This window comes from Maribacter spongiicola (assembly GCF_052119685.1).
Taxonomy (GTDB): domain Bacteria; phylum Bacteroidota; class Bacteroidia; order Flavobacteriales; family Flavobacteriaceae; genus Maribacter; species Maribacter spongiicola_A.
On sequence record NZ_JBGQOO010000020.1, the window covers coordinates 1 to 23154 of the forward strand.

At 33.0% G+C, this 23154-nt stretch carries 26 protein-coding genes; 1 reads left to right on the forward strand and 25 read right to left on the reverse strand.

Annotated features, from left to right (window positions below; all coding sequences use genetic code 11):
* The first annotated feature begins 556 nt into the window (after positions 1–556).
* Entirely contained in the window at positions 557–1999 is a 1443-nt protein-coding gene (locus tag ACEN2N_RS18410) for a deoxyribodipyrimidine photo-lyase/cryptochrome family protein (protein ID WP_441825698.1), read from the forward strand.
* 77 nt (positions 2000–2076) lie between these two features.
* Here the strand turns inward: ACEN2N_RS18410 and ACEN2N_RS18415 are convergent, their stop codons facing one another.
* From ACEN2N_RS18415 to ACEN2N_RS18535, 25 genes are all read right to left on the reverse strand, one after another.
* The gene (locus ACEN2N_RS18415; protein ID WP_441825699.1) at positions 2077–2484 is read right to left on the reverse strand and encodes a hypothetical protein; all 408 of its coding nucleotides are present in this window, start codon (positions 2482–2484) and stop codon (positions 2077–2079) included.
* The gene (locus ACEN2N_RS18420; RefSeq protein WP_441825700.1) at positions 2484–3005 is read right to left on the reverse strand and encodes a glutathione peroxidase; all 522 of its coding nucleotides are present in this window, start codon (positions 3003–3005) and stop codon (positions 2484–2486) included. The genes ACEN2N_RS18415 and ACEN2N_RS18420 overlap by 1 nt, the downstream gene beginning before the upstream one ends.
* Before the next feature lie 358 nt (positions 3006–3363).
* Positions 3364–4062, reverse strand: a complete 699-nt coding sequence (gene folE / locus ACEN2N_RS18425; RefSeq protein WP_423999151.1) for a GTP cyclohydrolase I FolE — start codon at positions 4060–4062, stop codon at positions 3364–3366.
* Positions 4025–4435, reverse strand: coding sequence for a 6-pyruvoyl trahydropterin synthase family protein (locus ACEN2N_RS18430; protein WP_441825701.1), 411 nt, complete (start codon positions 4433–4435; stop codon positions 4025–4027). Before ACEN2N_RS18430 ends, folE begins: the two co-directional genes overlap by 38 nt.
* A gap of 722 nt (positions 4436–5157) precedes the next feature.
* A complete protein-coding gene (locus ACEN2N_RS18435) occupies positions 5158–6177 on the reverse strand; it encodes an adenosine deaminase (protein WP_441825702.1) in 1020 nt (339 codons plus the stop codon).
* 75 nt (positions 6178–6252) lie between these two features.
* Positions 6253–6666 (reverse strand): hypothetical protein, encoded by a 414-nt coding sequence (locus tag ACEN2N_RS18440; RefSeq protein WP_441825703.1) that lies wholly within the window; start codon positions 6664–6666, stop codon positions 6253–6255.
* A gap of 11 nt (positions 6667–6677) precedes the next feature.
* A complete protein-coding gene (locus ACEN2N_RS18445; RefSeq protein WP_441825704.1) occupies positions 6678–7061 on the reverse strand; it encodes a DUF3037 domain-containing protein in 384 nt (127 codons plus the stop codon).
* Positions 7051–7830, reverse strand: coding sequence for a HipA family kinase (locus tag ACEN2N_RS18450; RefSeq protein WP_441825705.1), 780 nt, complete (start codon positions 7828–7830; stop codon positions 7051–7053). The genes ACEN2N_RS18445 and ACEN2N_RS18450 overlap by 11 nt, the downstream gene beginning before the upstream one ends.
* A 44-nt stretch (positions 7831–7874) precedes the next feature.
* Positions 7875–8210: a hypothetical protein gene (locus tag ACEN2N_RS18455; protein ID WP_441825706.1), complete on the reverse strand. Its 336-nt coding sequence runs from the start codon at positions 8208–8210 to the stop codon at positions 7875–7877.
* A 33-nt stretch (positions 8211–8243) separates the two neighbouring features.
* On the reverse strand, positions 8244–8921 hold the full coding sequence (locus ACEN2N_RS18460) for a hypothetical protein (protein ID WP_441825707.1): 678 nt from the start codon (positions 8919–8921) through the stop codon (positions 8244–8246).
* 160 nt (positions 8922–9081) lie between these two features.
* Positions 9082–9948, reverse strand: coding sequence for a DUF5694 domain-containing protein (locus ACEN2N_RS18465; protein WP_441825708.1), 867 nt, complete (start codon positions 9946–9948; stop codon positions 9082–9084).
* A gap of 323 nt (positions 9949–10271) precedes the next feature.
* Positions 10272–11006 carry a YoaK family protein gene (locus ACEN2N_RS18470; RefSeq protein WP_441825709.1) on the reverse strand — a complete coding sequence of 245 codons (735 nt, stop codon included), beginning with the start codon at positions 11004–11006 and terminating at the stop codon, positions 10272–10274.
* Positions 11007–11425: 419 nt separating this feature from the next.
* Entirely contained in the window at positions 11426–11899 is a 474-nt protein-coding gene (locus ACEN2N_RS18475; RefSeq protein WP_441825710.1) for a hypothetical protein, read from the reverse strand.
* Positions 11900–11905: 6 nt separating this feature from the next.
* On the reverse strand, positions 11906–14197 hold the full coding sequence (locus tag ACEN2N_RS18480) for an aminotransferase class III-fold pyridoxal phosphate-dependent enzyme (protein ID WP_441825711.1): 2292 nt from the start codon (positions 14195–14197) through the stop codon (positions 11906–11908).
* Positions 14198–14769: 572 nt separating this feature from the next.
* Positions 14770–15648: a VOC family protein gene (locus ACEN2N_RS18485; protein ID WP_441825712.1), complete on the reverse strand. Its 879-nt coding sequence runs from the start codon at positions 15646–15648 to the stop codon at positions 14770–14772.
* A gap of 106 nt (positions 15649–15754) precedes the next feature.
* Entirely contained in the window at positions 15755–17062 is a 1308-nt protein-coding gene (locus ACEN2N_RS18490) for a DUF3570 domain-containing protein (RefSeq protein WP_441825713.1), read from the reverse strand.
* Between the two features lie 12 nt (positions 17063–17074).
* A complete protein-coding gene (locus ACEN2N_RS18495; RefSeq protein ID WP_441825714.1) occupies positions 17075–17287 on the reverse strand; it encodes a DUF4266 domain-containing protein in 213 nt (70 codons plus the stop codon).
* On the reverse strand, positions 17284–18216 hold the full coding sequence (locus tag ACEN2N_RS18500) for an FAD:protein FMN transferase (RefSeq protein ID WP_441825715.1): 933 nt from the start codon (positions 18214–18216) through the stop codon (positions 17284–17286). The genes ACEN2N_RS18495 and ACEN2N_RS18500 overlap by 4 nt, the downstream gene beginning before the upstream one ends.
* 49 nt (positions 18217–18265) lie before the next feature.
* The gene (locus ACEN2N_RS18505) at positions 18266–18706 is read right to left on the reverse strand and encodes a thioredoxin family protein (RefSeq protein WP_441825716.1); all 441 of its coding nucleotides are present in this window, start codon (positions 18704–18706) and stop codon (positions 18266–18268) included.
* Complete coding sequence (locus tag ACEN2N_RS18510; protein WP_441825717.1) at positions 18703–19314, reverse strand: sulfite oxidase heme-binding subunit YedZ; 612 nt, start codon at positions 19312–19314, stop codon at positions 18703–18705. The genes ACEN2N_RS18505 and ACEN2N_RS18510 overlap by 4 nt, the downstream gene beginning before the upstream one ends.
* 13 nt (positions 19315–19327) lie before the next feature.
* A complete protein-coding gene (locus ACEN2N_RS18515; RefSeq protein WP_441825718.1) occupies positions 19328–19735 on the reverse strand; it encodes a DoxX family protein in 408 nt (135 codons plus the stop codon).
* 85 nt (positions 19736–19820) lie between these two features.
* Positions 19821–20339 (reverse strand): Crp/Fnr family transcriptional regulator, encoded by a 519-nt coding sequence (locus ACEN2N_RS18520; RefSeq protein ID WP_441825719.1) that lies wholly within the window; start codon positions 20337–20339, stop codon positions 19821–19823.
* Positions 20340–20584: 245 nt separating this feature from the next.
* Positions 20585–21487: a DUF6892 domain-containing protein gene (locus ACEN2N_RS18525; RefSeq protein WP_441825720.1), complete on the reverse strand. Its 903-nt coding sequence runs from the start codon at positions 21485–21487 to the stop codon at positions 20585–20587.
* A 262-nt stretch (positions 21488–21749) separates the two neighbouring features.
* Positions 21750–22208, reverse strand: coding sequence for a hypothetical protein (locus ACEN2N_RS18530; protein WP_441825721.1), 459 nt, complete (start codon positions 22206–22208; stop codon positions 21750–21752).
* 317 nt (positions 22209–22525) lie between these two features.
* Complete coding sequence (locus ACEN2N_RS18535; protein WP_441825722.1) at positions 22526–22900, reverse strand: immunity protein Imm33 domain-containing protein; 375 nt, start codon at positions 22898–22900, stop codon at positions 22526–22528.
* Between the last annotated feature and the right edge of the window lie 254 nt (positions 22901–23154).

Genomic DNA, 23154 nt, shown 5'->3' on the forward strand with positions numbered 1-23154 from the left:
AGGACGAAAAAAGAAAAAGTTCAAAATCTGCGAGAGCAGATTTGAGCTTTATTGTCATGTTCGGAGATTGAGGGATGTACGGAGTGAATCCCATATCAGAATGATTTAAAGTCAAAAGCAAGCTTTTGTAAGGACGAAAAAAGAAAAAGCTCAAAGGCTGCAATAGCAGACTTGAGCTTTATTATCAGGTTCGGAGATAGAGGGATGCACGGAGTAAATCTCTTGATAGTAAGATTTAAATATCCACGTTAGAGAATTATTTCTGATGATATCTAACGTAAGCGTTAGATTAATTCAACTGATTTTAAAACTATTCTTTCATTTTTTCAATGGTGTTATTATCCCTTTTTACAGTCACATCATCCTTCAAATATTCAAAAAATAGTATCTAGTTATTTTATAGTTTTAAGAAAAATTTGTTGGTCTTTCAAAAATAGAAATGAAGTTTAATTATCATTTGAAACTTGGTAGAATTGTATATTTACAACAGCTAGTTCTTCTTAAATAAATAAACAATAATGTACTCTTGCACAAAACAAAACTGAATATTGTATGGTTGAAACGTGATATACGTTCGCAAGATCATGAACCTTTGTTCAATGCTGAAAAAGCAGGTATTCCATATATAATTATCTACCTATATGAACCATCTCTAATTCAATACCCAGATACTAGTTTAAGGCATTTACAATTTATTTATCAATCTATCTTAGATTTAAATATAACCTTAAAACCATATCAAAGAAGTGTTACGCTCTTTTATGGTGAAGTCGAGTCTATTCTTGAATACCTTGACGATCATTTTGAAATTAATACACTTTTTAGTTATTGCGAAAGTGGCATAAAATTAACGTGGCAGCGAGATAAAAAAGTAAAGGAAATTTGTAATACATACGGTATAAATTGGCAGGAATTTCACCGTGACGGTATTCTAAGAGGTATTAAAAATAGAGAGGATTGGAGTAAACAATGGCACTTGAAAATGCATCAACCTATCATTAGAAATAAGTATTCGGTGTCTGATTTAGAGCCATTAAAACATCCCTTTTTATTACCACAAGAGTTTGAAACTAATTTAGAAAAAACCAACAGTAACTTTCAACCTGGGGGCGAACAGAATGCTTTACGATATTTAAAATCTTTTGCCGCCAAAAGGGGTAGTAATTATCAAAAACATATTTCAAAACCAACAGAAAGCAGAAAAGGATGTAGCAGATTATCGCCATATTTAGCTTGGGGAAATATAAGTGTAAAACAAGTATTTCAATTTGTAGGTACCCACCCGAACGGAACCAAATATAATCGAGCATTTTCAGCTATGTTAACTAGATTATTTTGGCACTGCCACTTTATTCAAAAATTTGAGGTGGAATGTAGGTATGAAGCAGCTTGTATCAATAGAGGTTATGAATTATTAGTACATGAAAAAAATGATGTATTTATTAAAGCCTGGAAGTTAGGGTTAACGGGTTACCCATTAGTTGATGCTTGTATGCGAGCTGTAGCGCAAACTGGGTGGATAAATTTTAGAATGAGGGCAATGGTAGTTTCATTTTTAACACTCAATCTAGATCAAGATTGGAGAGAAGGTACCTATCACCTGGCTAGACAATTTTTAGACTATGAACCTGGTATACATTATCCTCAATTTCAAATGCAGGCCGGTACAACTGGCATTAATACCGTTCGATTGTATAACCCTGTAAAGAATTCTCAAGAACATGATGCTGAAGGTGTTTTTATAAAAAAGTGGGTTCCAGAACTTGCAAACGTTCCAATTGTGCACATTCACGAACCCTGGAAAATGACAGTTATGGAACAATCTTTCTGTGAAGTTATTATTGGTGAAGATTATCCATTACCAATTGTAGATTTACAAGAAAGTGCACGGGTTGCAAGAGAAAAAATTTGGGAACACAAAAATCATCCTGCTGTTCAAAAAGAAAAATATCGTCTGCTGAAAACTCATGTCAATAATTCAAAGACCGATTTAAGGTGATAAAGCTTAGTATTGACAGTCTTTTGCCGTAACTCAGTTTTAAAATTCTGATTATTATTTTTTACACTTTTTACCTTTTAAATAAATAGGTATTCTATAAAAAGTATAAACGTCCAAAGTATAGTTCTTGACCAATTCTTTTGAACCAGTGATAAGAGTACTTTATGGTCAAATTCATTCTTGGTAATACGGTTGTGTAGTGGTACAAATTGTAACATTGTAATTACCCAAACAAAGATTATTAAAATTAGTTTTAGTAACTGATAGGGTTCGGTTTCTGTAATACAATGGTATAATGATAGTGCTAATTGACCAACCATCAACGGACCAACGATATAGGCAATTAACCGAGTATATTTTTTATGCCATAATACTAGGTTCTTGTGATTGTAAAACGTAAAACTCGGATAAATGATTAATTGCACTATCCAAATGAGTACTACTAATCCGAAATCAATAAGTATCCCTAGTATATTAATTGACATTATAAATGCTTGATAATTTTTGAACTAAAAGGTTTCGTTATGGAATAAAAATAATCAATTAAGTTCCCTTCTTGGCTAATCAAATATTTTTGAAAATTCCACCTTACGGTAGAATTGGTTTTACCATTCAGTTCTTTATCAGTCAACCATTGATATAAAGGGTGCTGATTGCTACCTTTCACATCTATTTTTTCTGTGAGTAAAAAATTCACGCCATAATTACGCTCACAAAAAGTTTTAATTTGAGAACTATCACCAGATTCTTGTCCTCCAAATTGATTACAGGGAACGCCAATAACAGTTAAGTTTTTATAAGTATCACTTAGTTTTTGTAAATCTTTATATTGATAGGTGAATCCACATTCTGAAGCCACATTCACAAATAGAATATAGTTGCCAATAAATTTAGAAAGGTCAATAGACTCACCCTCAAGTGAATTTATTTTTATGTCATAAATAGAAGTTTTGGTGCTTACAGATTTTTTGATGGGAGTCGTTTTTGCTTTTTCTATTTTTTTCATTGACTTAATTTTAAAATAAATTATCGGATACTAAGTGCCTGATTTGCTGTGCTGAATATGGCTAGTATTCATGAATTTAAAAATAGCAGTGTTCACTATTTTTAAATTTTCAAACTAACATTGATAAACTCCACTTAATAATTAACTAGTTTGTTTAATGCAAAAAATTATTAACAAATGCGTTACTACACCTTCTTTACTTTTTAACTATTTTTGAAAGCTATAACTTAATACCATTCTAATTAGAATGGTATTAAGTTATAAAACTATAACAGTTCATCTGTTCAGTTTATGCTAATAATTTAAGTAAACGCTTTTCTCTGCACTTGCCACTATAGTTCTAAGTTCGAGAACTTTTTTAATTTAAATAATTTTGTAGTTCTGCAATCTTACTTGATGTATTAAATACACCACCATAAAAAGAAGTTACTGTCGCAGAGGTATCATCTTTAATTCCACGTGACGAAACGCATAAATGCTTTGCATCTATTATTACGGCTACATCTTCGGTTTCTAATATTTGTCTAAGCTCAGCAGCTATTTGATTTGTTAATCTCTCTTGTACCTGAGGTCTCTTGGCATAATATTGAACAATTCTATTAAGCTTGGAAAGTCCGATTACCTTACCAGAAGAAATATATGCGATATGGGCTTTACCTATAATCGGTACAAAGTGGTGCTCACAGTTCGAATAAAATGTTATATTTTTTTCTACCAGCATTTGATTGTACTGATATTTATTATCAAATAAGGCTACTTTAGGTTTATTAGCAGGGTTTAAACCTGAAAAGATTTCATCTATATACATTTTAGCAACACGATTAGGTGTTCCTTTCAATGAATCGTCTTCAAGATCAAGTCCCATAACATCCATTATTTGTGAGAATAAATCTGCTATTTTATCCTTTTTTTCTTCGTCAGATATTTTAAATGCATCTGATTTCATAGGAGTTTCAAGACCTGTGTAAATATGATCATCACCGATTTCTTCTTCCGAAAATCCATTTAATTTGTTTTCTTTAATAAGGGTATTCAACATAATTTCTTGGTGTTTCATATAGTTTAATCTTTAATTCTAAATTTGGTTCAATCTCAATTTTTAAAATATCGTAAATAACTATTGCTATATTTTCAACAGTCGGGTTAAGGTTTTTAAATTCTTTGGTGTCTAGATTTAGATTTTTATGGTCAAATCGTTTTAAAATTTTTTCTTCAATCAAATCAGATAAAATTTTGGTGTCTATTACGTAACCAGTATCCTCATTGCAGTAGCCAATTACTTTTACCTCTAGTTCGTAGTTGTGCCCGTGAAAATTTGGATTATTACATTTTCCGAAGATTTCTTTGTTTTTCTCATCGCTCCAATTTGCATTGTGCAATCTGTGTGCTGCATTAAAATGTTCACATCTTATTATGGCAAGTTTATTCATGTTTTAAAGAAAATGTTTATAAAAATTTCAACACTCAAAGGTATTTAATTTTGTTTAAGTAATTATGTTAAATATTAAACAAAATTTACACTTATAGATAATGGGATGATTGAGGAATGATTGAAGCGAATGATTTATCACCGTCTTTTATGATTGAATTCATGGTTTTTAGTAATGGAGCGAAAGAAAAAAGCCCTAAAATTATTTTTTATATTTTGGGCTTAATTATTTGAATAGGTAAATGTAAGATGCACGGTGAAAATTTTTTGTTAGTAATATTTTAAGGCATTGAGACTTAGCCTAATTCTCGTGATTCTAATTGTCTTTATGCAGGTATTCGACTTGAAAATTCTAGTGGCTTGTTATTGGGTAGTCTTTAGATAATAATTTAACAACGATATTATTAAAAACGAATAGAAGCCTGTAATTATAGTTACAGGCAAAATTGTGCAAGGTGCAGGTTATCTTCTTTTAACATTAAATGAAGACAAGCGATATTCTCATATTATGGTACTGATAATGATTTTGATATTGGCGTTGAAAGGAGTGTGAAAGTAAGGTCATTATAATCTTTCAGCGCTTACATTGCGACGAAGAATATCAAGGCACCGGAATCGGACTCGCCTTTGTAAAAAGTATTGCTACAACCCATAATTGGCAAGTTAGGGTTGAGAGTAGTTTTGGTAATTGTGCTATTCATGAAATATTATTCCGTTTGAAAATTAAAGCGATTTAAAATAATCTTTTACATCTTTTATATGTTTTTCTTTGGATGCGCTACTTAACCAACTTGCTTCAAAACCATTGATAGCTAATTGCTCTATTTGTTCTAAATTCAAATTAAGCGCTTTCGCAGTTTGGTAGTAGTTCTCATTCATATACCCACCAAAATAGGCAGGATCGTCTGAGTGTATTGTGGCTAAAAGTCCCTTGTCAAGCATCTTAGCAACGGGATGCTCTTCCATCTTCTGAATTACTTTTAAGGCAACATTACTGGTAGGGCAGAGGGTTAGGGCAATTTTATCGTCTACCAATCTTTTTACCAATGCTTCGTCCGTTAAGCAACGGTTACCGTGATCTATACGTTCTACGTTTAAAATATCTAAAGCTTCCCAAATGTAATCTGCCGGACCTTCTTCACCTGCATGGGCAACTAGTTTATAGCCTTGCTCTGCAGATGCTTTAAATACTTTTTCGAATGTACTTGGCGGATTTCCCATTTCTGATGAATCTAAACCAACGCCATCGATGATGTCTTTAAACGGTAACGATTCTTTTAAGGTTTTAAAAGCGTCTTCTTCACTTAAATGACGCAAATAGCTCATTATAAGTTTATAAGAAATATGTAGCTCATTTTTTCCTTTTTCTAAAGCACGGTGAATTCCATTTATCACAACATCAAAAGCAACACCTCTTTCTGTATGTGTTTGTGGGTCAAAAAATACCTCTACATGCTTTACATTTTCGCTGTGTACTTTGGTTAGATATGCCCAAGTCAAATCAAAGAAATCTTGCTCATGGAACAGTACTTGCGCACCAGCATAATAGATGTCTAAAAACTCTTGAAGGTTATTGAATTTGTATGCTTCTTTAACCGATTCGATAGAATCGTATGGTAACGTAATGTTATTTCTCTTTGCAATCTCGAACATTAATTCTGGTTCAAAACTCCCTTCTAAATGTAAGTGAAGTTCTGTTTTTGGAATGCCTTGAATTAGTTTTTTTAGTTCTGATGATTGCATATTGAAAAAAATTTATTTTAAATTGTAAAATTACTTGTTATAAAAGTTTTAAAGCCTTATTGAAAAATTAAAAAATTAATCAGTACTATAAAATGGAGTTTTATTAGGTGGTAAATTAAGATTTGATAGAGTGTTTATCAAGTCTTTAAAAGAGTCTTCTTTTATAAGTTCGGTATTTATTATCATTTCTGCCTTGTCCGTTTTTAGAATGTAATCCCCAGCAATTTTTTTAATAGAAGTAATCTCAGCTATATTTATTTTTTTACCAAAAAGGGTGTTTTTTTTGATTTCGTTCTCTGTAATAGTGATGTATTGATTCGTTCTTTCATAAAAATATAATCCGAAATACAATATAGAAGCTAATAGAAAAAGATAATCACCTATTTTATTCTCTTCGCCATAACTAATACTGACCAACCCAATTATTGCCCATACTATGCCGAATGCTAAATTGTAATTTTGTCTTTTTTTGTTATATTGAATCTTCATAATCGTCTTATTTACAATACGTACTTATTAAATATGTTCTCGAGCTCTTTTTCTGGGTCGGTACTGAGTCCGGATCGGGTAGTGGAGCTTTGTATGACTGTGCTTCTGCATGCTGTTAACCATCCAAATCTATCAGGCAAATCTAACTTTCCAATGGGTCCGCCAGCTTCCCTTCCTTCACAAATCAATTTCCAGGCTTTTAGATAATCATTCAGTATTTCATATTCTATTTCTGGAGAAAAGGCTTTTAACTTATCTTCACTGATATGATATTTAATATCTAAAAATTTTGTCCGTTTACAGAACAGAATCACTCCGACATTAAAGAACTCTTCTCGTTCTACTTTGGGTACGATCCTAACTATCGCAAATTTGAAGGTATGTCTATCTTGCATCTTCTGCTTCTTTTACTAAAACATCGATCATAGATAGCTTAGTGGTTATAAACTTAATGTAGGCTGCTCTTTTCTCATCCGCATTTAAAACATCAGATTCATTCGTCAACCAATCTTCAGGAATATTATTAATAATCTCTGTTATTTTTTCTAGTGTGATGAATGTTTGAATTTCTGCAGCAGCTTCAGGTAGGGCAGTTGCTTGTTGTAAAAGTACATGGTCTTTTATAAACGGAAATGTTCTGGTAAGGTGACTCTCCCAAGTTTCCCAATTATGATGAAAGTAGAAACTTGCTCCGTTATCTATCACCCATAATTCATTATGCCAATATAATAGATTTGCATTTTTAGCGGTACGGTCTATATTGCTTATTAAACTATCGAGCACCACAACCTTTGAAGCTGTCATAGCGTTTGCCTTAGAAATTAAGGGGTCGAAAGTTATAGCACCAGATAAAAAGTGCAAACCAAGGTTAAGCCCTACGCTAAACTTCAATAAATCTTGAATTTCTTCGTCAGGTTCGGTCTGCCTAAAAGAATCTTCTAAATTCATAAATACCAACTCGGGTACTTTTAAACCGATGGCACGCGCCAATTCGCCACCAATAAATTCAGAAATTAGCGATTTTTTACCTTGCCCAGAGCCTCTAAACTTCAATACATAGAGAAAATCGTCGTCGGCTTTTACAATGGCAGGCATAGAGCCACCTTCGCGTAAGGGCTGTAAATATTGAACAACATCTACCGTTCTAATTTCAAGTGAATTCATAATGCTAAAATAGTATTTGTGTTACGATCATTAGGCATACTGTATTAAATGACGTTGGCAATATTTTCTAAAAAGTAATGTGTAAAACCAACAATAATAGCAATGGCGATTATAATAATAAATTTAAACAGCGTTGCTTTATTATTGCCTTGAAGTTTGTTGTTCAAGTAAAAAACATCGAATAAAATAAAAATAAAGGCAATGATACAGCCAATTATCGCCCCGACATATAATAGTACAAAGTCATGAATTCCGTTTAAGAACTGAATTCCGCTATTGTCAGATTCTGGTCCTGGACCTAGAACAATGCGCATATGTAGAAACCCTAAAAGAATGGCTACAATAGTCCAACCAAGATAATTTAGTATTCGTTTTATCATACTTACTATACTTAGAGTAATTCGTTTTTTTTATTACTCTACTTCATTTTCTAGCGGAGATATCATAATATGTGCTCTGTGCGTACCAGGATTCATGATCCATGGGTGATTTGGCGCAGACGGAGTTTCTGGTAAGCCAATAGATGCTGATGTTGCAAAAGGGGTGTATATCACATAACGTAGTTTTGCACCATCTACTTCAGACGTTTTTACATCATAAGCAGAATTTGGACCGTAGTAAATGTGTAATGCAGAACCGGGAGTAATTTTAATTTCACCAGATTTGACCTCTGCTTCTCGAATAGCAAATATTTCGTCGGCAGATTTGCCTTCGGCACGTAAAGCCCTACCCCTCGCCATAAAAGGGTCTAGGTCTTTATGGTAGCAAGCAGCATTGAAACCATCTTTCTTTGGGTCATCTGCAAGTACAATATATTCGCTATCACCTTCTTTTAGTGTCACGAACTCACCAGCCATATTATAGCCAATTACCTTACTTGTAGCCCTACTTTCTGCAGGCGCTGCCATTAATGCAGTAGCTATAAGGTCTTCATCTGTTTCAATGGTTTTTAATTGCTTTTCAATTTTAGCAACGGCTTCCGTAGCTGTGTCTGCATCTGTGCTTTCTGCAGATGTTGATTTAGATTTATCAGATGAATTACAGGAAACTAATAATGCGGCGAAAAGAAATGAGGTGATTAGATGTTTCATAATAAGTGGATTATTTTATATAAATCATTAGTAAGATACGAATTATAAAAGCCTTTTAACTAATAGATTATAAGTTGTTAGAAAGAGAATTCGCGAAAAAAAACCTTAAATTGATTTATTACAAATCTTTTACAAGTAACGACAAGTAGCGATTTAAAAATTATTTCAAATAGTCGAGAGTATTAACCATTTCAAACTTTGGACTCCGGCTTATAAATTCGCGAAGCATCGCGGTATGCGCAGAACCCATAATAATAAGAACCCTGTCATCAACTGTCATTTTTATGCGGTTGAGATTAGAAAATATTCTCATATTACGCTGATAGAATAATGCAGCTTGATCAGCACCGACAAAATTATCATCTATACCAACGTAAAATAGCTTATCTGCATTGATATTTAAAGAATAGTCGAGCATTACTGGGTTATTTGTTAATCTTATTTTCTCAAGTAGCGACAGATTATCAAAGTTCTTATTTTTTGCTTCTAGTTCTGGGTGCTCTTTTAATGGATTATTGGTAAGTTCTAAATACGTTTTAGGATCTATGGCATTAGTAAGTTCTGGGCTATTTTCAATAAAGTCTCCCACGCTATAATTATAACCTATGTAATTGTCAATACCATATACTTTTTCTAATGAATTTATTCTAGCAACGTCATAACCGACCATGCTTAATTCACCATATTCAGTATCTAACTTATCCGAATTTTCTAAGAATTTTTGATACCCATTATTTATTTTATCATCAATGTCTGGCGTATACTCTAGGCAAATAATGGTGGGCTTAAACGCTGCAAGTAATTTAGATAGTTGGCGTACTTCTTCTTGTTCTTTTGAACTATTCTCGTCGAAATCTACTTTGTTTGCATCACTTGTTGTTCCAAAATGAAAAAAACCAACATTTAAAACTTGAATTTTTTTTGCTTTTTTTAAATCTAGCTCGTCATTGGTTTTAGCCAATTTATTTGATGTTTCATTTCTACAACTTATGAAACATATTAAAAGGATTAAAAATAGTTTTTTCATGTAAAATTGATATGATTGTTGGTATCTCAAAGTTATACTGTAGGCTTAAATTTATCCGATCAATTAAAAAAAGTTAGTGGTCGTGAAATGGAATGTGTAGAGTAGATGTTTTATAGTTTTTGGTATAGTTTAGATTTCGTTAGAAGTAAAAGGGTTAAAAAAACCTTTTAAGAAATGATAGCTAATTACTGCAAGTATTACGAACAGAATTATTGAGATAATAGGTTTTATGAATTTTTTCATATTGGTTAATTGTGGTTGGTATTAATATTTAAAATACTGAAATTTAGAACAAATTTTTATAAAATCTTATCTATTACATCTTAATTACGCTGGGTAAATTTTCGTTTTGCAAGTATAAATTGATATCTAAAATCATCATAGAACAAACTTGCCAATAAGATCAATGCACCAAGAATAAGCGTATTCAATTTTAAGTTGAGTTGTAGGTAAAGAAATCCGCCAATTATTCCACCAAGAAAGAAGAAACAGATGATGTAAAGACGGAGTTTAATAGTAGATTTTAATTTTTCTCTATTTGGATGCCTTTCCGGAAAAAATAATTGCGACAACTCAATTCCTAAATCTGTAAATAGTCCTGTTAGGTGTGTTGTTCTTACCACGGCATTTGAAATTCTTGTGACGAAAGAATTTTGGAGCCCCATAGCAAAGAGAAGCGCGCAAATGATTACATCTGGATAAGTGATTTCAAAAGCATCGCTATAAAGCGGTATGGCTATTAGAATTAGACTTTCAATTATAGTTGGTAGTACAAAAACATTTAATTTTTTATTTTTTCTAAATTTTTCAATCAGAAAACTAGAGAAGAAAGATCCAAAAAGGAAAGAGAAAATATATAGAAAATAAACAGTGCCTTTCCAGAATTCTAAATTAGCAACGTCGTTCATAAACAGTGCAAAATGCCCTGTAACATTGGTAGTCAGCTGATTGTATGCTAAAAACCCCGTTACATTTACAATACCTACTACAAAAGATAAAATAGTGGCAATTTGCAGATTGTGCTTTAATTTTCTGCTTTTGCCTTGATGTCTAAACATTCCGTTTATAATTAAACCGGTACTAGAAAATGATACTAATAGAGATAGATGTTTTTACTTCATATACAAAAAGCGGAGAACTTTTAATTAAGGAACTATACTAATCAGTAAGATTTCTATGAATATAAAGGTATTCAAATTGTTTAGTTTATTACTGTTGTTTTACTGTAAATCAACCAGAAGATTCCATTTTAACTAAAGTACTTTATTTCGTTTATGGGATAAAAAATATATTCTGAATGGTTACCTGAAAATGTAGCGCCATCAAATTTATTCAGACAAAAGTTGATTAATCTTAGATTTCTTCAAATTCAATTTGATCACTATCCATTTCATACAATTGATATTCAAATTGAAGAGAAGAAATCATTATTTTTAGACTCTTTAGAGAAGCTTTTTTTAAATAGAATAACACTAAATCATTCCCAATCTAATATTTCTAATGCTATACTTTCATTTTGAAGCGTAACTATTTTGAGCTCCATTGAATCATATTTTTCGGGTAAACCGAAATGTTTAAAATCTTCGGGACTTTGTTCTTTAAATTCTTTTAACAACTCAACAGAATGATAAATATTAATTATGTCTGAATCTTTATCAAAAGACCAGCTGTAATCTCTAAAATTTTCAGTGCCGCAAAAACCTGAAGTGCTATCGTAGTTAACTCTGCATTTGCTTGACTCAAGAAAGGTGACTATTAAATTTAATTTTTCTTCTTGATTATTAGATGATTTCTCTTTTTTGAAAATGTATATATCATCTTCTAATTCATATTCATTAAGGTCAAGCGTCCAAGTGCCGTAGAAATCAAATTCGGTGTATGATTTATCTTGAGCATTTGCTGTTAAAGCAAGTACAAAATAGATCAAAGTTAAATACATCACTTTCTTCATACTTCTTTAAACATCAAAAATTGCTCCATTATTATAATATGCTTCTAGAATATCACTGACGGTCGTAACCACCTTCTTTGCATTTTCTTTACTGAAACATAATGGCGGTTTGGTTTTTATTACATTATCATAAGGGCCGTCGGTACTTACTAAAATATGCCTGTTTCTTAATTCATTTTTAATATGGCTTGCTAATGCAGTATTAGGTATTTTGGTGTTATCCATAACGATGTCAAAACCTATAAATAGTCCAGAGCCTCGTACATCGCCAATGCAGCTATATTTTTTCATTAAATCTTTTAAAAGGGACAAGTAATAATCGCCGACAGCTTGTGCGTTTTCTTGTAGTTTTTCTTCTGTAATAACATCCAACACAGCACTTGCAATGGCACAAGAAACTGGATTGCCACCAAAAGAGCTAAAAAACTCTACACCTTTTTCAAAAGATGCTGCAATTTCTTGTGTGCAAACAACCGCTCCCATTGGGTGACCGTTTGCGATGGGTTTTCCTAAAATTACCATATCAGGTACGACGCCATGGGCTTCATAACCCCAGAAATGCTCTCCTAATCTACCAAAACCTGTTTGTACTTCATCACTAATACAAACTCCGCCTTGTGCTCGAATAGCAGGGTATACTTTTTTTAAATATCCATATGCTAGGGGAACTTGCCCAGCACACCCTAAAATGGGTTCGCTTATGAAAGCAGAAATAGGTTGTTCACTCTGCGCTATTTGAGCAACAGCATCTTTACCGTATAATAAGCCTGCATTATCAGCCGAGTATTTACCTCGATAAGTATCTGGTAGCGTAGCCTTGATTATATGGTTTTTTTGACCTTGCCCTTTAGCGTTATTAAACTTATAATCACTAATATCTATGGCTATTTGCGTGTTGCCATGGTAACCAGATTCCATGACCATCATCGTATTACTTTTGGTGTGATTATTTGCCATACGTACTGCTAAATCACTCGCTGCACTACCTGAATTCACAAAAAAGACTTTATTAAGATTGGGCGGAAAATGGTTTAATAATTTCTCTGCATAATCTGCTAACTCATCATAAAGATAACGCGTATTCGTATTTAGTTTTGCTATTTGTCGTTGGGCTGCTTCCACGATTTTAGGGTGCGAATGACCAACATGCGGAATGTTATTATAGGCATCTAAAAACGTGTTCCCCTCGGCATCATACATATATTGAAATGCAGATTTAACCATATGTATAGGCTCCTTGTAGCTGGTAGATAAAATAGGACTTATGTATTCGTGCCTTCTATTTAGAAGAATCGAAATTGATGCAGGTTTTTCAATAGGAAGATTAGCTGCTTTTCTAAATTCGTTTTCAGCATGTAAAGGGTTTATGGTCAACCAACGATGTAACATTTTCCAAGCAGATTGCTCACTTACGGATGCATAGCTGTTAGCTGGATTCACCTTTTTTGCATGTGCAGAATTACAGACACTTGTGCATAACCTGGCAGCGATCAGGTAATATAAGATACTTATTTCTTTAGCTTCTAGCGGAAGCTTTTTATGGTAAGATTTTAGTAATACGACAGCCCACTCTAACGGATTTTCTTTATCGTAGCACGTATAGGTAATGGCAATAGCTAGTTCATTAATTAGAAAAGAATGAGCTATATCTCCGAAATCTATAATGCCGGTAACTTTGTTGTTTTGAACGAGAACATTCCATTCGTTAGCATCGTTATGTATAATCTGCTTTCTTAGTTCAGGAAAAAGTGGTCTTACATTTTCTTCAAATTGTTTGAAAAAGTAGCGAACAATATTTCTATCTGTGGCGTTTGTAATATCATCTATATACTTTCTGTTTAAATCAAAATACTGAAGGTCCCATTCCCACTGTCTGCTCTGTATCGTATAATTTTTATACTCTTTTAGTTTTAGGTCTAATTCTGCTAGAAATGCACCTAGAGATGTAATTAATTGCAATGTATGTTTGACATCGCCTAAAAAATCACCTTCTAAAAACGAAAGCATTCGACATATAGAAGGTTGCTCGTTTATAGAAAAAGTACCTAAATATGAACCATCTTTAAACGGAATCGGTTTTGGAACTTTATGCTCAAAATCACGCTGTAAAAATAACAAGGTATCATTCTCTGCTTCAACCATATCAAATGATACTTCTGAGTATTGATAGGTTTTATAAATATATGAGGAACCTGAAGTGGAAATGTGGTAATTTAAATTATCGTACCCATCGAGCTTTTTACAATCCTTAACTTGAAGTCCGAATTCCTTTTCTAAAAAACTATTCACATTAGACATATTATTAAATTATATTATAGCTAAAATTAGATCAGAAATCTAGCTATCTCATAAATATACAACCCCTAAAGTTACTATTGATGTAGAAATGTTTTATTTGATTTTATGAATTTATATGATTTTTTAATAGGAGATTAGCATGATTTCAATTTTTAAAATGTGCTGTAAAATACAGTGTATGGAGTAGTCTATGTTGCGGAATTTAAAATAAAAAAGCAGCAAGAACATAAAGCTCTTGCTGCGCGTGATAACAGTTTGATAAATCAACCTGTTTCCTAAATTATTATAGAAAAAACTTGTTTTTTAACGTTTAGTATAGGGCAAGTAGGGCAGTAGAAAGCGATAAATTTTAGAGTTTGCAAAGAGCCAAAACGCTATAATTTGTTTTTATCTTATTCATTTTAAAAGCAAAATCAGCGATTTTGCGGTGTTGGTAAATAGCGCTGAACTTTCGTAAACCATCGAATGCCCTATTTGCTATATACAGTATAAGTTTGATTCTCAGTAAATTGTTGATAAAACCAGAAAAATTTTGTTTTTTTTACCTCAGTTCTTTGTTACCTGCTGGCTTTTTACCCATTGTTTAATAGCAGTATGTTTCCTGTAGTATCTTTACACCAATATCCATTCTCTTTTTCTTCATAAAAACCGATATTTTTTAATGCATTACTCAATCTTTCTTTACTATTAAATTGAATGTGAAAATGGCGCATGCCAGCGCTATCAGTTGGAGCTAAAGGTTTGTTGATACCGTGCCAAGAATTCAAGGCAATTCTATGTTTGTAGGGACCACCTGCCCCTAAATCGGAGTACAAAAATTGAGGTAAGTAATTAAAGGTGTTAAAACCAATGCTTTTATAGAATGCGTTCGATTGTTCTACATTGCTAGCATACAAATGTAAATGCCCTAAATAAGAATTTTCTGCAATAGATAAGCTTGCATTAGTATCGGTAACATCCTTTAAAACATTTTTAATATCTAGATAGCCCGAAGCACTTTTTATTGCACCATCACAATCTTCAATTTTTAACCCGTTATCAGTTACGACACGAACAAAACGTTCTGGTGTTTCTAAGGTAAACTCTACTGTAATACCATCTGGGTCTTCTAGATAAATTGATTTAGACATCGTATGATCTACAGGAGAAAAGGGATAATTATTCACTAGTAAGCGTTGTGTCATATTAGCAAAAGCGTTAAGACTTGGTGCGTGTATAGCAAAATGATACAAGCCACTATAGCCTTTAATATAACCAGTTTTGGCATTTTGATGTACCACTACGAGCGTCTGTTTTTCTGTCCCAAATTCTGCTACGGTATCAGTACTAGATATAAGTCGCATACCGACTATTTTAGTCCAAAAAATAGTTGATTTTTCTAGACAAGTATTGTTTAAGTGAATGGCTCCAAAATAGGCGTATTTTTCTTGGTCTATAGGCTCTGTTGTCATAGTTGAAAATGCAAATGCAATATTAGAAAAGGAATTTAACCCGATTACTGTTGAAACTCTAATACAGATTGTATCAATTTCTTACGGTTCATAAAAGACAAAACAATTAATCGTGAACAAATTTAATACCAACTGTAATTATGCTAGAACTAAATGTTGTGTCTCTATCATATTGAAAAAATCGGAGATCTATACTTTTAAGTCCATAATTCCATAAATCAGCTTTTGCAAAAATATCGGTATAGGATACGCCTATACCAAACTGATTTGCATTGTATTGCGATAGGTCGTAATCTGAAGTATAAAAAGTTTCTGAAGATAGTGCCGTCTGGTAAGGCCTAAAATAATCTGCCGCAGACTGATTATAAAATCGATAAGATGGGTAGATCGTAAATTTATCTGAGATTTTAAACGGAACTTCTATACTTGCTGTATGTGAAGTAATTCCCCAATCGTCAAAATAATAGCGATAAAAAGAGCGTATAGAAACTTTTTCATTTAAGTAATAGTTAAGTCGACCTCCAATCGCTACTTTAAATCGAGTGTCTGGCAATTGTTCAATAGCATCTGCTAATTGAAAATTATCTATAAAAGAGTCGGCTACGTCTGCAAAATAAACCCTTTGAAATGGCGTAGATAGTAGCCCGTCTTGCTGAATAAGATTTAATGATAAAGAACCCTGCATATTTTTGGTCAGAATTTGTGAAAACCCTAGACCAAGTGAATACGAGTTTCTTCCCGTTTCTGTAAACTCATTAAAAATAGGTGTATAGTTACTGTTTCCTGTTATTGTGTTTAGTGTAAATAATGAGTTATTAAGACCATCTCCACCATTGCCAAAAGGCCTTAACTCCGTAGGGTAAATTGCTGTCCAAGAATCAAGAAATACGTTTGCAGAAACACTTAACTCTGTGTTTTTTTCATTAAAAAGTTTGGTATAGCTACCTCCAAAGCCTAGCGAGAAGTAATCATACTCGTTTGCAATCGATACATTAGCAGACCAGATATCGTTTCGGTCATCAGAACTGTGACTGTAGTTTCCAGAGATACTAGACCATACATCACCACTAGAAGCTCCTGAAGAGGCCTGAAAGGGATCTGCAGGACCATCATCAAATGCTCCAACATTACTTGAAGAGGCTGAAGTGTAGGCAGAAATACCCGCATCTATGGTTAATACATCATCATCATTCAATGGTATTGAGATGATGTATGTCGCCGTAAAATCGGTTAATTCTTCTGTACCTAATCCACCACTAACGGCGGCATTGTCTCCACTTTGGGAGTAATAACTCGTTAAGAAATCAACTTCAGTAGTTTCTAAAACACGTTTTTTGTAGACACTAGTAGAATCTTGTTGCGAGTACGCTTTCGCGAAAGCGAATACACATATGATTATTATTATATTTTTCAATGCTATATATTTTTAGTTACAGCCGCAGCCACCTCCTGTTTTACCACCATTTGCACCTGCAGCTGCTTCTCTGTAAGAATGCATTGTAGTTACATTTTTGTCACATTTCTTATCTGCCAGAGCCATATCTGGGTCGTTAATATTTACTTTTTCATATTCTTTTACTACCACGCAACTGCATAAAAATGTGCCAATGAAGGTGAGCAAGACCAATTTCTTTTTCATAATTTATCGATTTCAATATTTGTTGAGGTAGAGATGTTTCCCATATCATCAATGATGATACATTCTATATTTGGTAATTGATTGATGCGGTCTAACCCAACTTCCTTTCCCATTACAAAAACCGAAGTTGCTAAGGCGTCTGCTAATTCTGCTTTAGGAGCAAATACTGTAACGCTTATCATTCCGCTTGACGGATAACCCGTTCTAGGATCGATTATATGGGTATACCGCTTCCCATTAAATTTTACATATTTTTCATAATTACCAGAAGTAACTACGGCACCAGTATTTATAGGTAGTAAAGCAAAAGCTTTCTCTTTGTTTAAAGGGTTTGTAATAGCAACTTTCCAATCTTCGCCATTCGGCTGTTTTCCCCAAGTATTCATATCTCCAGAAGCATTTATAATGCCCGAAGAAACTCCTTTTGAAATTAGTAGTGTTTTTGCTTTATCTGCAGCATACCCTTTACCTATGGCTCCAAAACCTATTTTCATCCCTTTTAATTTTAAGAAAACCGAATTGTTTTCTGAGTCGAGGATAATATTGTGATATCCTACTTTGGAAACAGAAGCGGTAATTTCTTTTGCACTTGGCATTATGGTCATACTACCATCAAACTTCCATATCCTATCCATTGATGCATAGCTAATATCAAAGGCTCCATCTGTTAATTTTGAGATGCCTATAGAACGTTCTATGAGTTCAAATAATTCACGGTCAACTTTTACAGGTACAATGCCCGCATTTTTATTAATGGCAGAAGTTCGTGATGAAGCATCCCAAGATGAAATTAATTTTTCAATTCTTGAAATTTCTGCTACAGCAGTATCAATATATTTGCTAGCTTGTATAGAATCATTTACAACTACAGTAATATCAAAGCGACTTCCCATTAGTTTAAGTGTGCGCTTATAGGGTATTTGTCCCATAGATGAGACGGAGATGAAAAGAAAAAGGATGTACGTAAGGTGCTTCAATTTATTTTATAAAATTATTTAGTTCTTTTATAAAGTTTTCTGGCGTCGTTTTTTTGTAGCTTATTTGTCCCAGTACTTCCCCTTTACTGTCTAGTATTACTACAAAAGGGAAAAAACCTTGTTTGTTGTAGGTTTCTGCTAGTTGTTTGTTGGCTGCTGTTTGTGTTTGAGAAAGTGCATTTTTATTTTTTCTAGGAAAATCTGCCTGAAGCATTATGTAATGGTCTTTTGCATAAGTTTTAAAGTTCTCAGTACTCCAAATTTCACGATCTAATTTGATACACGGTGCACACCAATCTGAACCTTGAAAAACAAGAATAATAGGTCTGTTATTTTTAGAAGCTTCTTTTTTTGCAGCTGTGAAATCTGTTTCCCAATCTTGGGCTTGCACATTATAGATTGTAAAAGCAAATATTAAAAATGTAAATAAGGTGCTTTTCATTTTGAAGTGATTGTTTTTTTAAAAAAGTATTGTTTCCAAATCCTATAGATTTGTAATAGTATAACAGGTATAAAATGGAAAAGTGCAGCAGTAGGACTATTTTCTGGTCCTTGCAGTCCTAAAAGAGCCCAATGCGTAAAAGCTAGTATTGCAGCTAGATATACCCATTGCTGCAATTTTTTCCACGATTTCCCCATTTTTATTATGGCAGCATTCGTACTGGTCATTGCTAGTGGAATGAAAATAAAAAACGCAATCCATCCCGTAAAAATGGCAACATCTGAGAACTCGCTAATTAATGTTTTAAAAGGATACTCTAGAACATAAAAAATAGTGTGTAATAAGGTATAGGAGAAAGCCGCCACACCAAAAAAGCGACGGTTTCTCATCAACCATTTTGCTATTTTGCTTTTTGGGAATAACAGTCTAATAAGCGTTGCAATAAGGCTAATGATTAACATACGACCAGCAAACTCGCCAGTAATATGCATTACCATTGTGTAATCTATTTCTTCTCTCAAATAATTTATGGTAAGTATTGTACCAGGTATGGATAAAATGTACCATAAAATATACTTAGAAGTTAAGAATGTTTTGATGCTATTCATTAGCCTTAATTATTTAGCTTTTAGGTAAGATAGGCGCTTTTTTACTTCGGCCCCAAGCAATGAATAGGGCGATAAGAAGTATAACTACATTCATTCCCACAGATTCATATTCACCTCTAGAAATGTGAAATATGGCCGCTGCTACCATAAGTGCTGCTGTACCATAAGCGGCGTACACTGTAAGTTGCGGCTTTATCCTTAAAATAGCGGGTAATAGTAAACCTAAACCACCTAACAAATCCACAATACCAGTAAACGTAAGCAATGACGGGTTTTCTGCTGCCCAAGGCATCATTTGGGAAAGTTCTTCTAAAGGTGTGGCTAGTTTTGCGTAGCCACCCCAAAGTAGCATTAAAGCAACTAATACTTGTGCGATCCAGAGCCCGATGATTAGGCCTTTATTTGTTTTTTGATCAGTCATTTTTTTCTAATTAAAATTATGACTGCAAAGTTGTGCTATTGTAAATGGAACAAAAATAAGATACCTTAAGAAAAAAAAGTTACAGCTATTTTTTAACTAGGTTACGTCTTATATCACTCAAATATTCAGGAGTAACTCCTATGTATGCAGCTATTAGTTTAAGTGGTAAACGCTTTACTAGTGTTGGGTACAGCAATGTGAAGTCAATGTAACGCTCCTCAGCAGTTGCGCTTAATAAACCAATAATACGTTTATTTGTGGCAATTAAATTGTTTCTAAATTTTATTGCAATTTCTATGAGTTCTGGCCTTTCTAATTGTTTGATATCTTTAATGTCTGATTTAGAGATTAATACAACTTCACTATCTTCTATTGCTTCAATATAAATAATGGAAGGAATTTCATTTGTAAAGCTATCTAGATCAGAAATCATCCAGTCTTCTGGTGCAAATTGTAAAATATGCTCCTTACCACTGCTGTCCAAGGTGTAGCTTTTTAAGCATCCATTTTTTACTAAATAGCCATACTTTGTGACTTCCCCTTGTTTAAGAAGGATATCACCTTTTAGAAATTTTTGTGTTTGTTGTGTTGGTAAAATATTCATTTAGCAACTTGGTTTTATTTACACATTTTGTTTTTAGAGCTGTCTACAAAGTTTCGGTTTAGCGTAGTGCGGGGGTAATGCAACATTTCGTTTCCATCTACGCACGAAGCTAAAGCTTATTGTTTTGATTTATTTTTGCTCATCAAGATCAAAAATCTAAAAGATTTTGCGGACTTTATAAAAATACACAAACCTTTGGTAAAGCGCGAAGCCTGTATTGTTTATTGGTTGTGCTGTAGCCAGTTTTATAACCATTCTGTTTTTATTCCAGCCTCATTAAGCTCATTAAGAACATTTTCTTTGGCATAACAAAGTGACACTTTTTTCAGATTTTCGAAGTGTTTAGCATCTTCAGAACTCTCTATATCCCAATATTCTTCATTGCCCTCTGCAGAACGTATCAAGTTTAAATATATTTCGTTTCCGCCATCTTGGTTGATTTCCTTTATTTCGAAAGCTAAATTTTTGGGGATAGTTAAATCTTTGAAATACTGGGTTACTTCTTTAATAGGTTCGTAACCCTCTTTTTCAAGATCAATTTTTCGCTTCTTATACCACAATGTAAATTCATTTAGATTGAATTTCGGTTTTAACAATTCTTTGTTGTACATCAATTCTTGGATGATTGCTAATTTGAACCCAAAATCTTTGAAAGTAATTTTTTCCTCATTCTGTTCTTTGATTAAATATTTATCGCGGGGTATTTCTTTTCTAGTGTTTAGATTTAACCTTATAGAAATAGCATAAGGTTTTTTTTCTCCTTGATATGTCATTTTTTTCAAGACATAATTTTCAAATCCTATTTGTGTAAGTTCGTGATGGTTTATTTTTCTGTTAGAATCTAAAATTTCTCCCTTAAAGAATTGATTTGGGAAATTTTCAAGGCTGTGATTTTTGGATAGAATAAGGCTAAATCCTAAAATATTATCGGAAGAAGCATAATTACAGTAAACCCCATATTTATCCCAACAGTTTATATATGACCTTGTTAATTTTGTTCTACTTTTTTTAGAAGGCTCGCCTAAAATTTCAACTAAGGTCTTGTAGTTAGTTGGAAAAGTTAGCTCAATTCCGTTAATTTCTAATCGAGTTTCGTAACACTTAATTTGAATGTTTTTAGGTTTAGTTTTTTTAAATAAATTCAACATTCTAAATTGCTTTTTGAAATTGGCTACAGCGTTAAATATATGGCAAGTTGGGCAGAAAATTAGCGATTACTTTCTGTTTAGCCACAAGCCATATCTTTTAATTTTGTTTTTATCTTTTAAACCAAATCAAAAGTTTGGCGACTTTTCAAATAGACAACAACTTTAGAATTAAATACTAATCGCCCAATTTGCTATATATAGTTTTATAGCCAGTTATTTTAGACTAAAACTCTTTTCTCTCAATCCTTTCCCAAGTAAATAATCATATAGTTCTTTTGATTCTTCTCCTCCAATTTCTGCGTGATGAAGCAAGGTCAAACCGTGAGGACCCTTTGAGAATATTTAGATTAGGATACGCTTCTAATATAGGCTTGACCAAATTTGTTTTTCCGAGCATTGTAAGAACAAAAAGGTTTACTCTTGCACCTTTTTCAATTAGATAGTTTGCAACTTCTTTATTCCCTTTATGACCAGCGCCTTCAATAGCCTCTTCAAAGTCGCCATTTCCCCAATCATATCGACTATAGATTAGATTGGGATAGTCAATTAGCATACTCTTTACTTTGTCTAAATTAAAATGTCCTGCTAGAACAAATTCCTTTATAAGTTCAACTTTATAAGGTTCTGGGTCTATTTGATTTGCCCCGAAACTCAAAGAGGGAATCAAACCTAGTCCTACACTACTTATAATTCCTTTTTTAATAAATGACTTTCTGTTCATAAATATTCATTTTGAGTTAACACTATTTTTTAATGGGCTACGACGTTTAGCTATGATTATTGCGGAGAACAAGGAAACCTTTTCGTTTCCGTCTACGCACGAAGCTAAAGCTTATTGTTTAGTTTTATTTTTTCTTGTCCAAAACTAAATCCATAAGATTTAGCGACTTTATAAATATATACAGACCTTTCGGTTTAACCCTAAAGTCCGCATTACGGTTAGGTTTTGTTACCCAACGTTTTTTCCGTCCGAGTTAGCTTTTTCGTATGAGTGTTAAGTCCAACGACATAACAGTTGCGTCTGAGTAAGAAGTCCATTTATTCCAACCGAGTGATTTTTTCGTCAAACCAAACATCTTCATATCCTTTTCTATCTATTTGAAATCTAAATCCAACATCAAGGCTTAGGTATTTAAGAATTTCAGGACACATCTCAACTAAACAACTAGCATGTACTGGTTTAAAAAAGTCATGAGAATCCGACCATTCTCCGCTCCAGATATACCATCCGTTCATAGTTCCGTGTTCGGGATGGCGAAATCCATTTATTGGCTCAAATTCCAAACCAGTTGCTAATCCAATAAATAGTTGTGCATCTATTGGTTTAATATCAGAGTCATATTTTTTGCAAATTGAATTCTGAGATTCGATATGTTCGTTTAATTCTTCGATTTTCAAAATGTGGGGTAACAATTAAATATATAACATATGTTATATATCCTTCCAATATGAGATATATAGAACATATGTTCTATATATCTTAAATAATTATAAATCAGAGATTTGCCACTAAAGCAATCCTTTATTTGAACTTAAGAATAAAAAAAATCATTAAAAAAAGTTACAATAAATACCGTAACATTTCATTTTAATGATTTTTGGATTGTTTCTTTTCAAGATTTGCTCCGCCTAACTTCACTATCATCTGCCATATGAATTTATCTATA

What these genes read in the sequence shown, in the direction of transcription:
- ACEN2N_RS18415 (WP_441825699.1), bottom strand. Translation starts at nt 2,484, where the DNA reads ATGTCAATTAATATACTAGGGATACTTATTGATTTCGGATTAGTAGTA.
- ACEN2N_RS18420 (WP_441825700.1), bottom strand. Translation starts at nt 3,005, where the DNA reads ATGAAAAAAATAGAAAAAGCAAAAACGACTCCCATCAAAAAATCTGTA.
- folE (WP_423999151.1), bottom strand. Translation starts at nt 4,062, where the DNA reads ATGAAACACCAAGAAATTATGTTGAATACCCTTATTAAAGAAAACAAA.
- ACEN2N_RS18430 (WP_441825701.1), bottom strand. Translation starts at nt 4,435, where the DNA reads ATGAATAAACTTGCCATAATAAGATGTGAACATTTTAATGCAGCACAC.
- ACEN2N_RS18435 (WP_441825702.1), bottom strand. Translation starts at nt 6,177, where the DNA reads ATGCAATCATCAGAACTAAAAAAACTAATTCAAGGCATTCCAAAAACA.
- ACEN2N_RS18440 (WP_441825703.1), bottom strand. Translation starts at nt 6,666, where the DNA reads ATGAAGATTCAATATAACAAAAAAAGACAAAATTACAATTTAGCATTC.
- ACEN2N_RS18445 (WP_441825704.1), bottom strand. Translation starts at nt 7,061, where the DNA reads ATGCAAGATAGACATACCTTCAAATTTGCGATAGTTAGGATCGTACCC.
- ACEN2N_RS18450 (WP_441825705.1), bottom strand. Translation starts at nt 7,830, where the DNA reads ATGAATTCACTTGAAATTAGAACGGTAGATGTTGTTCAATATTTACAG.
- ACEN2N_RS18455 (WP_441825706.1), bottom strand. Translation starts at nt 8,210, where the DNA reads ATGATAAAACGAATACTAAATTATCTTGGTTGGACTATTGTAGCCATT.
- ACEN2N_RS18460 (WP_441825707.1), bottom strand. Translation starts at nt 8,921, where the DNA reads ATGAAACATCTAATCACCTCATTTCTTTTCGCCGCATTATTAGTTTCC.
- ACEN2N_RS18465 (WP_441825708.1), bottom strand. Translation starts at nt 9,948, where the DNA reads ATGAAAAAACTATTTTTAATCCTTTTAATATGTTTCATAAGTTGTAGA.
- ACEN2N_RS18470 (WP_441825709.1), bottom strand. Translation starts at nt 11,006, where the DNA reads ATGTTTAGACATCAAGGCAAAAGCAGAAAATTAAAGCACAATCTGCAA.
- ACEN2N_RS18475 (WP_441825710.1), bottom strand. Translation starts at nt 11,899, where the DNA reads ATGAAGAAAGTGATGTATTTAACTTTGATCTATTTTGTACTTGCTTTA.
- ACEN2N_RS18480 (WP_441825711.1), bottom strand. Translation starts at nt 14,197, where the DNA reads ATGTCTAATGTGAATAGTTTTTTAGAAAAGGAATTCGGACTTCAAGTT.
- ACEN2N_RS18485 (WP_441825712.1), bottom strand. Translation starts at nt 15,648, where the DNA reads ATGACAACAGAGCCTATAGACCAAGAAAAATACGCCTATTTTGGAGCC.
- ACEN2N_RS18495 (WP_441825714.1), bottom strand. Translation starts at nt 17,287, where the DNA reads ATGAAAAAGAAATTGGTCTTGCTCACCTTCATTGGCACATTTTTATGC.
- ACEN2N_RS18500 (WP_441825715.1), bottom strand. Translation starts at nt 18,216, where the DNA reads ATGGGACAAATACCCTATAAGCGCACACTTAAACTAATGGGAAGTCGC.
- ACEN2N_RS18505 (WP_441825716.1), bottom strand. Translation starts at nt 18,706, where the DNA reads ATGAAAAGCACCTTATTTACATTTTTAATATTTGCTTTTACAATCTAT.
- ACEN2N_RS18510 (WP_441825717.1), bottom strand. Translation starts at nt 19,314, where the DNA reads ATGAATAGCATCAAAACATTCTTAACTTCTAAGTATATTTTATGGTAC.
- ACEN2N_RS18515 (WP_441825718.1), bottom strand. Translation starts at nt 19,735, where the DNA reads ATGACTGATCAAAAAACAAATAAAGGCCTAATCATCGGGCTCTGGATC.
- ACEN2N_RS18520 (WP_441825719.1), bottom strand. Translation starts at nt 20,339, where the DNA reads ATGAATATTTTACCAACACAACAAACACAAAAATTTCTAAAAGGTGAT.
- ACEN2N_RS18525 (WP_441825720.1), bottom strand. Translation starts at nt 21,487, where the DNA reads ATGTTGAATTTATTTAAAAAAACTAAACCTAAAAACATTCAAATTAAG.
- ACEN2N_RS18530 (WP_441825721.1), bottom strand. Translation starts at nt 22,208, where the DNA reads ATGAACAGAAAGTCATTTATTAAAAAAGGAATTATAAGTAGTGTAGGA.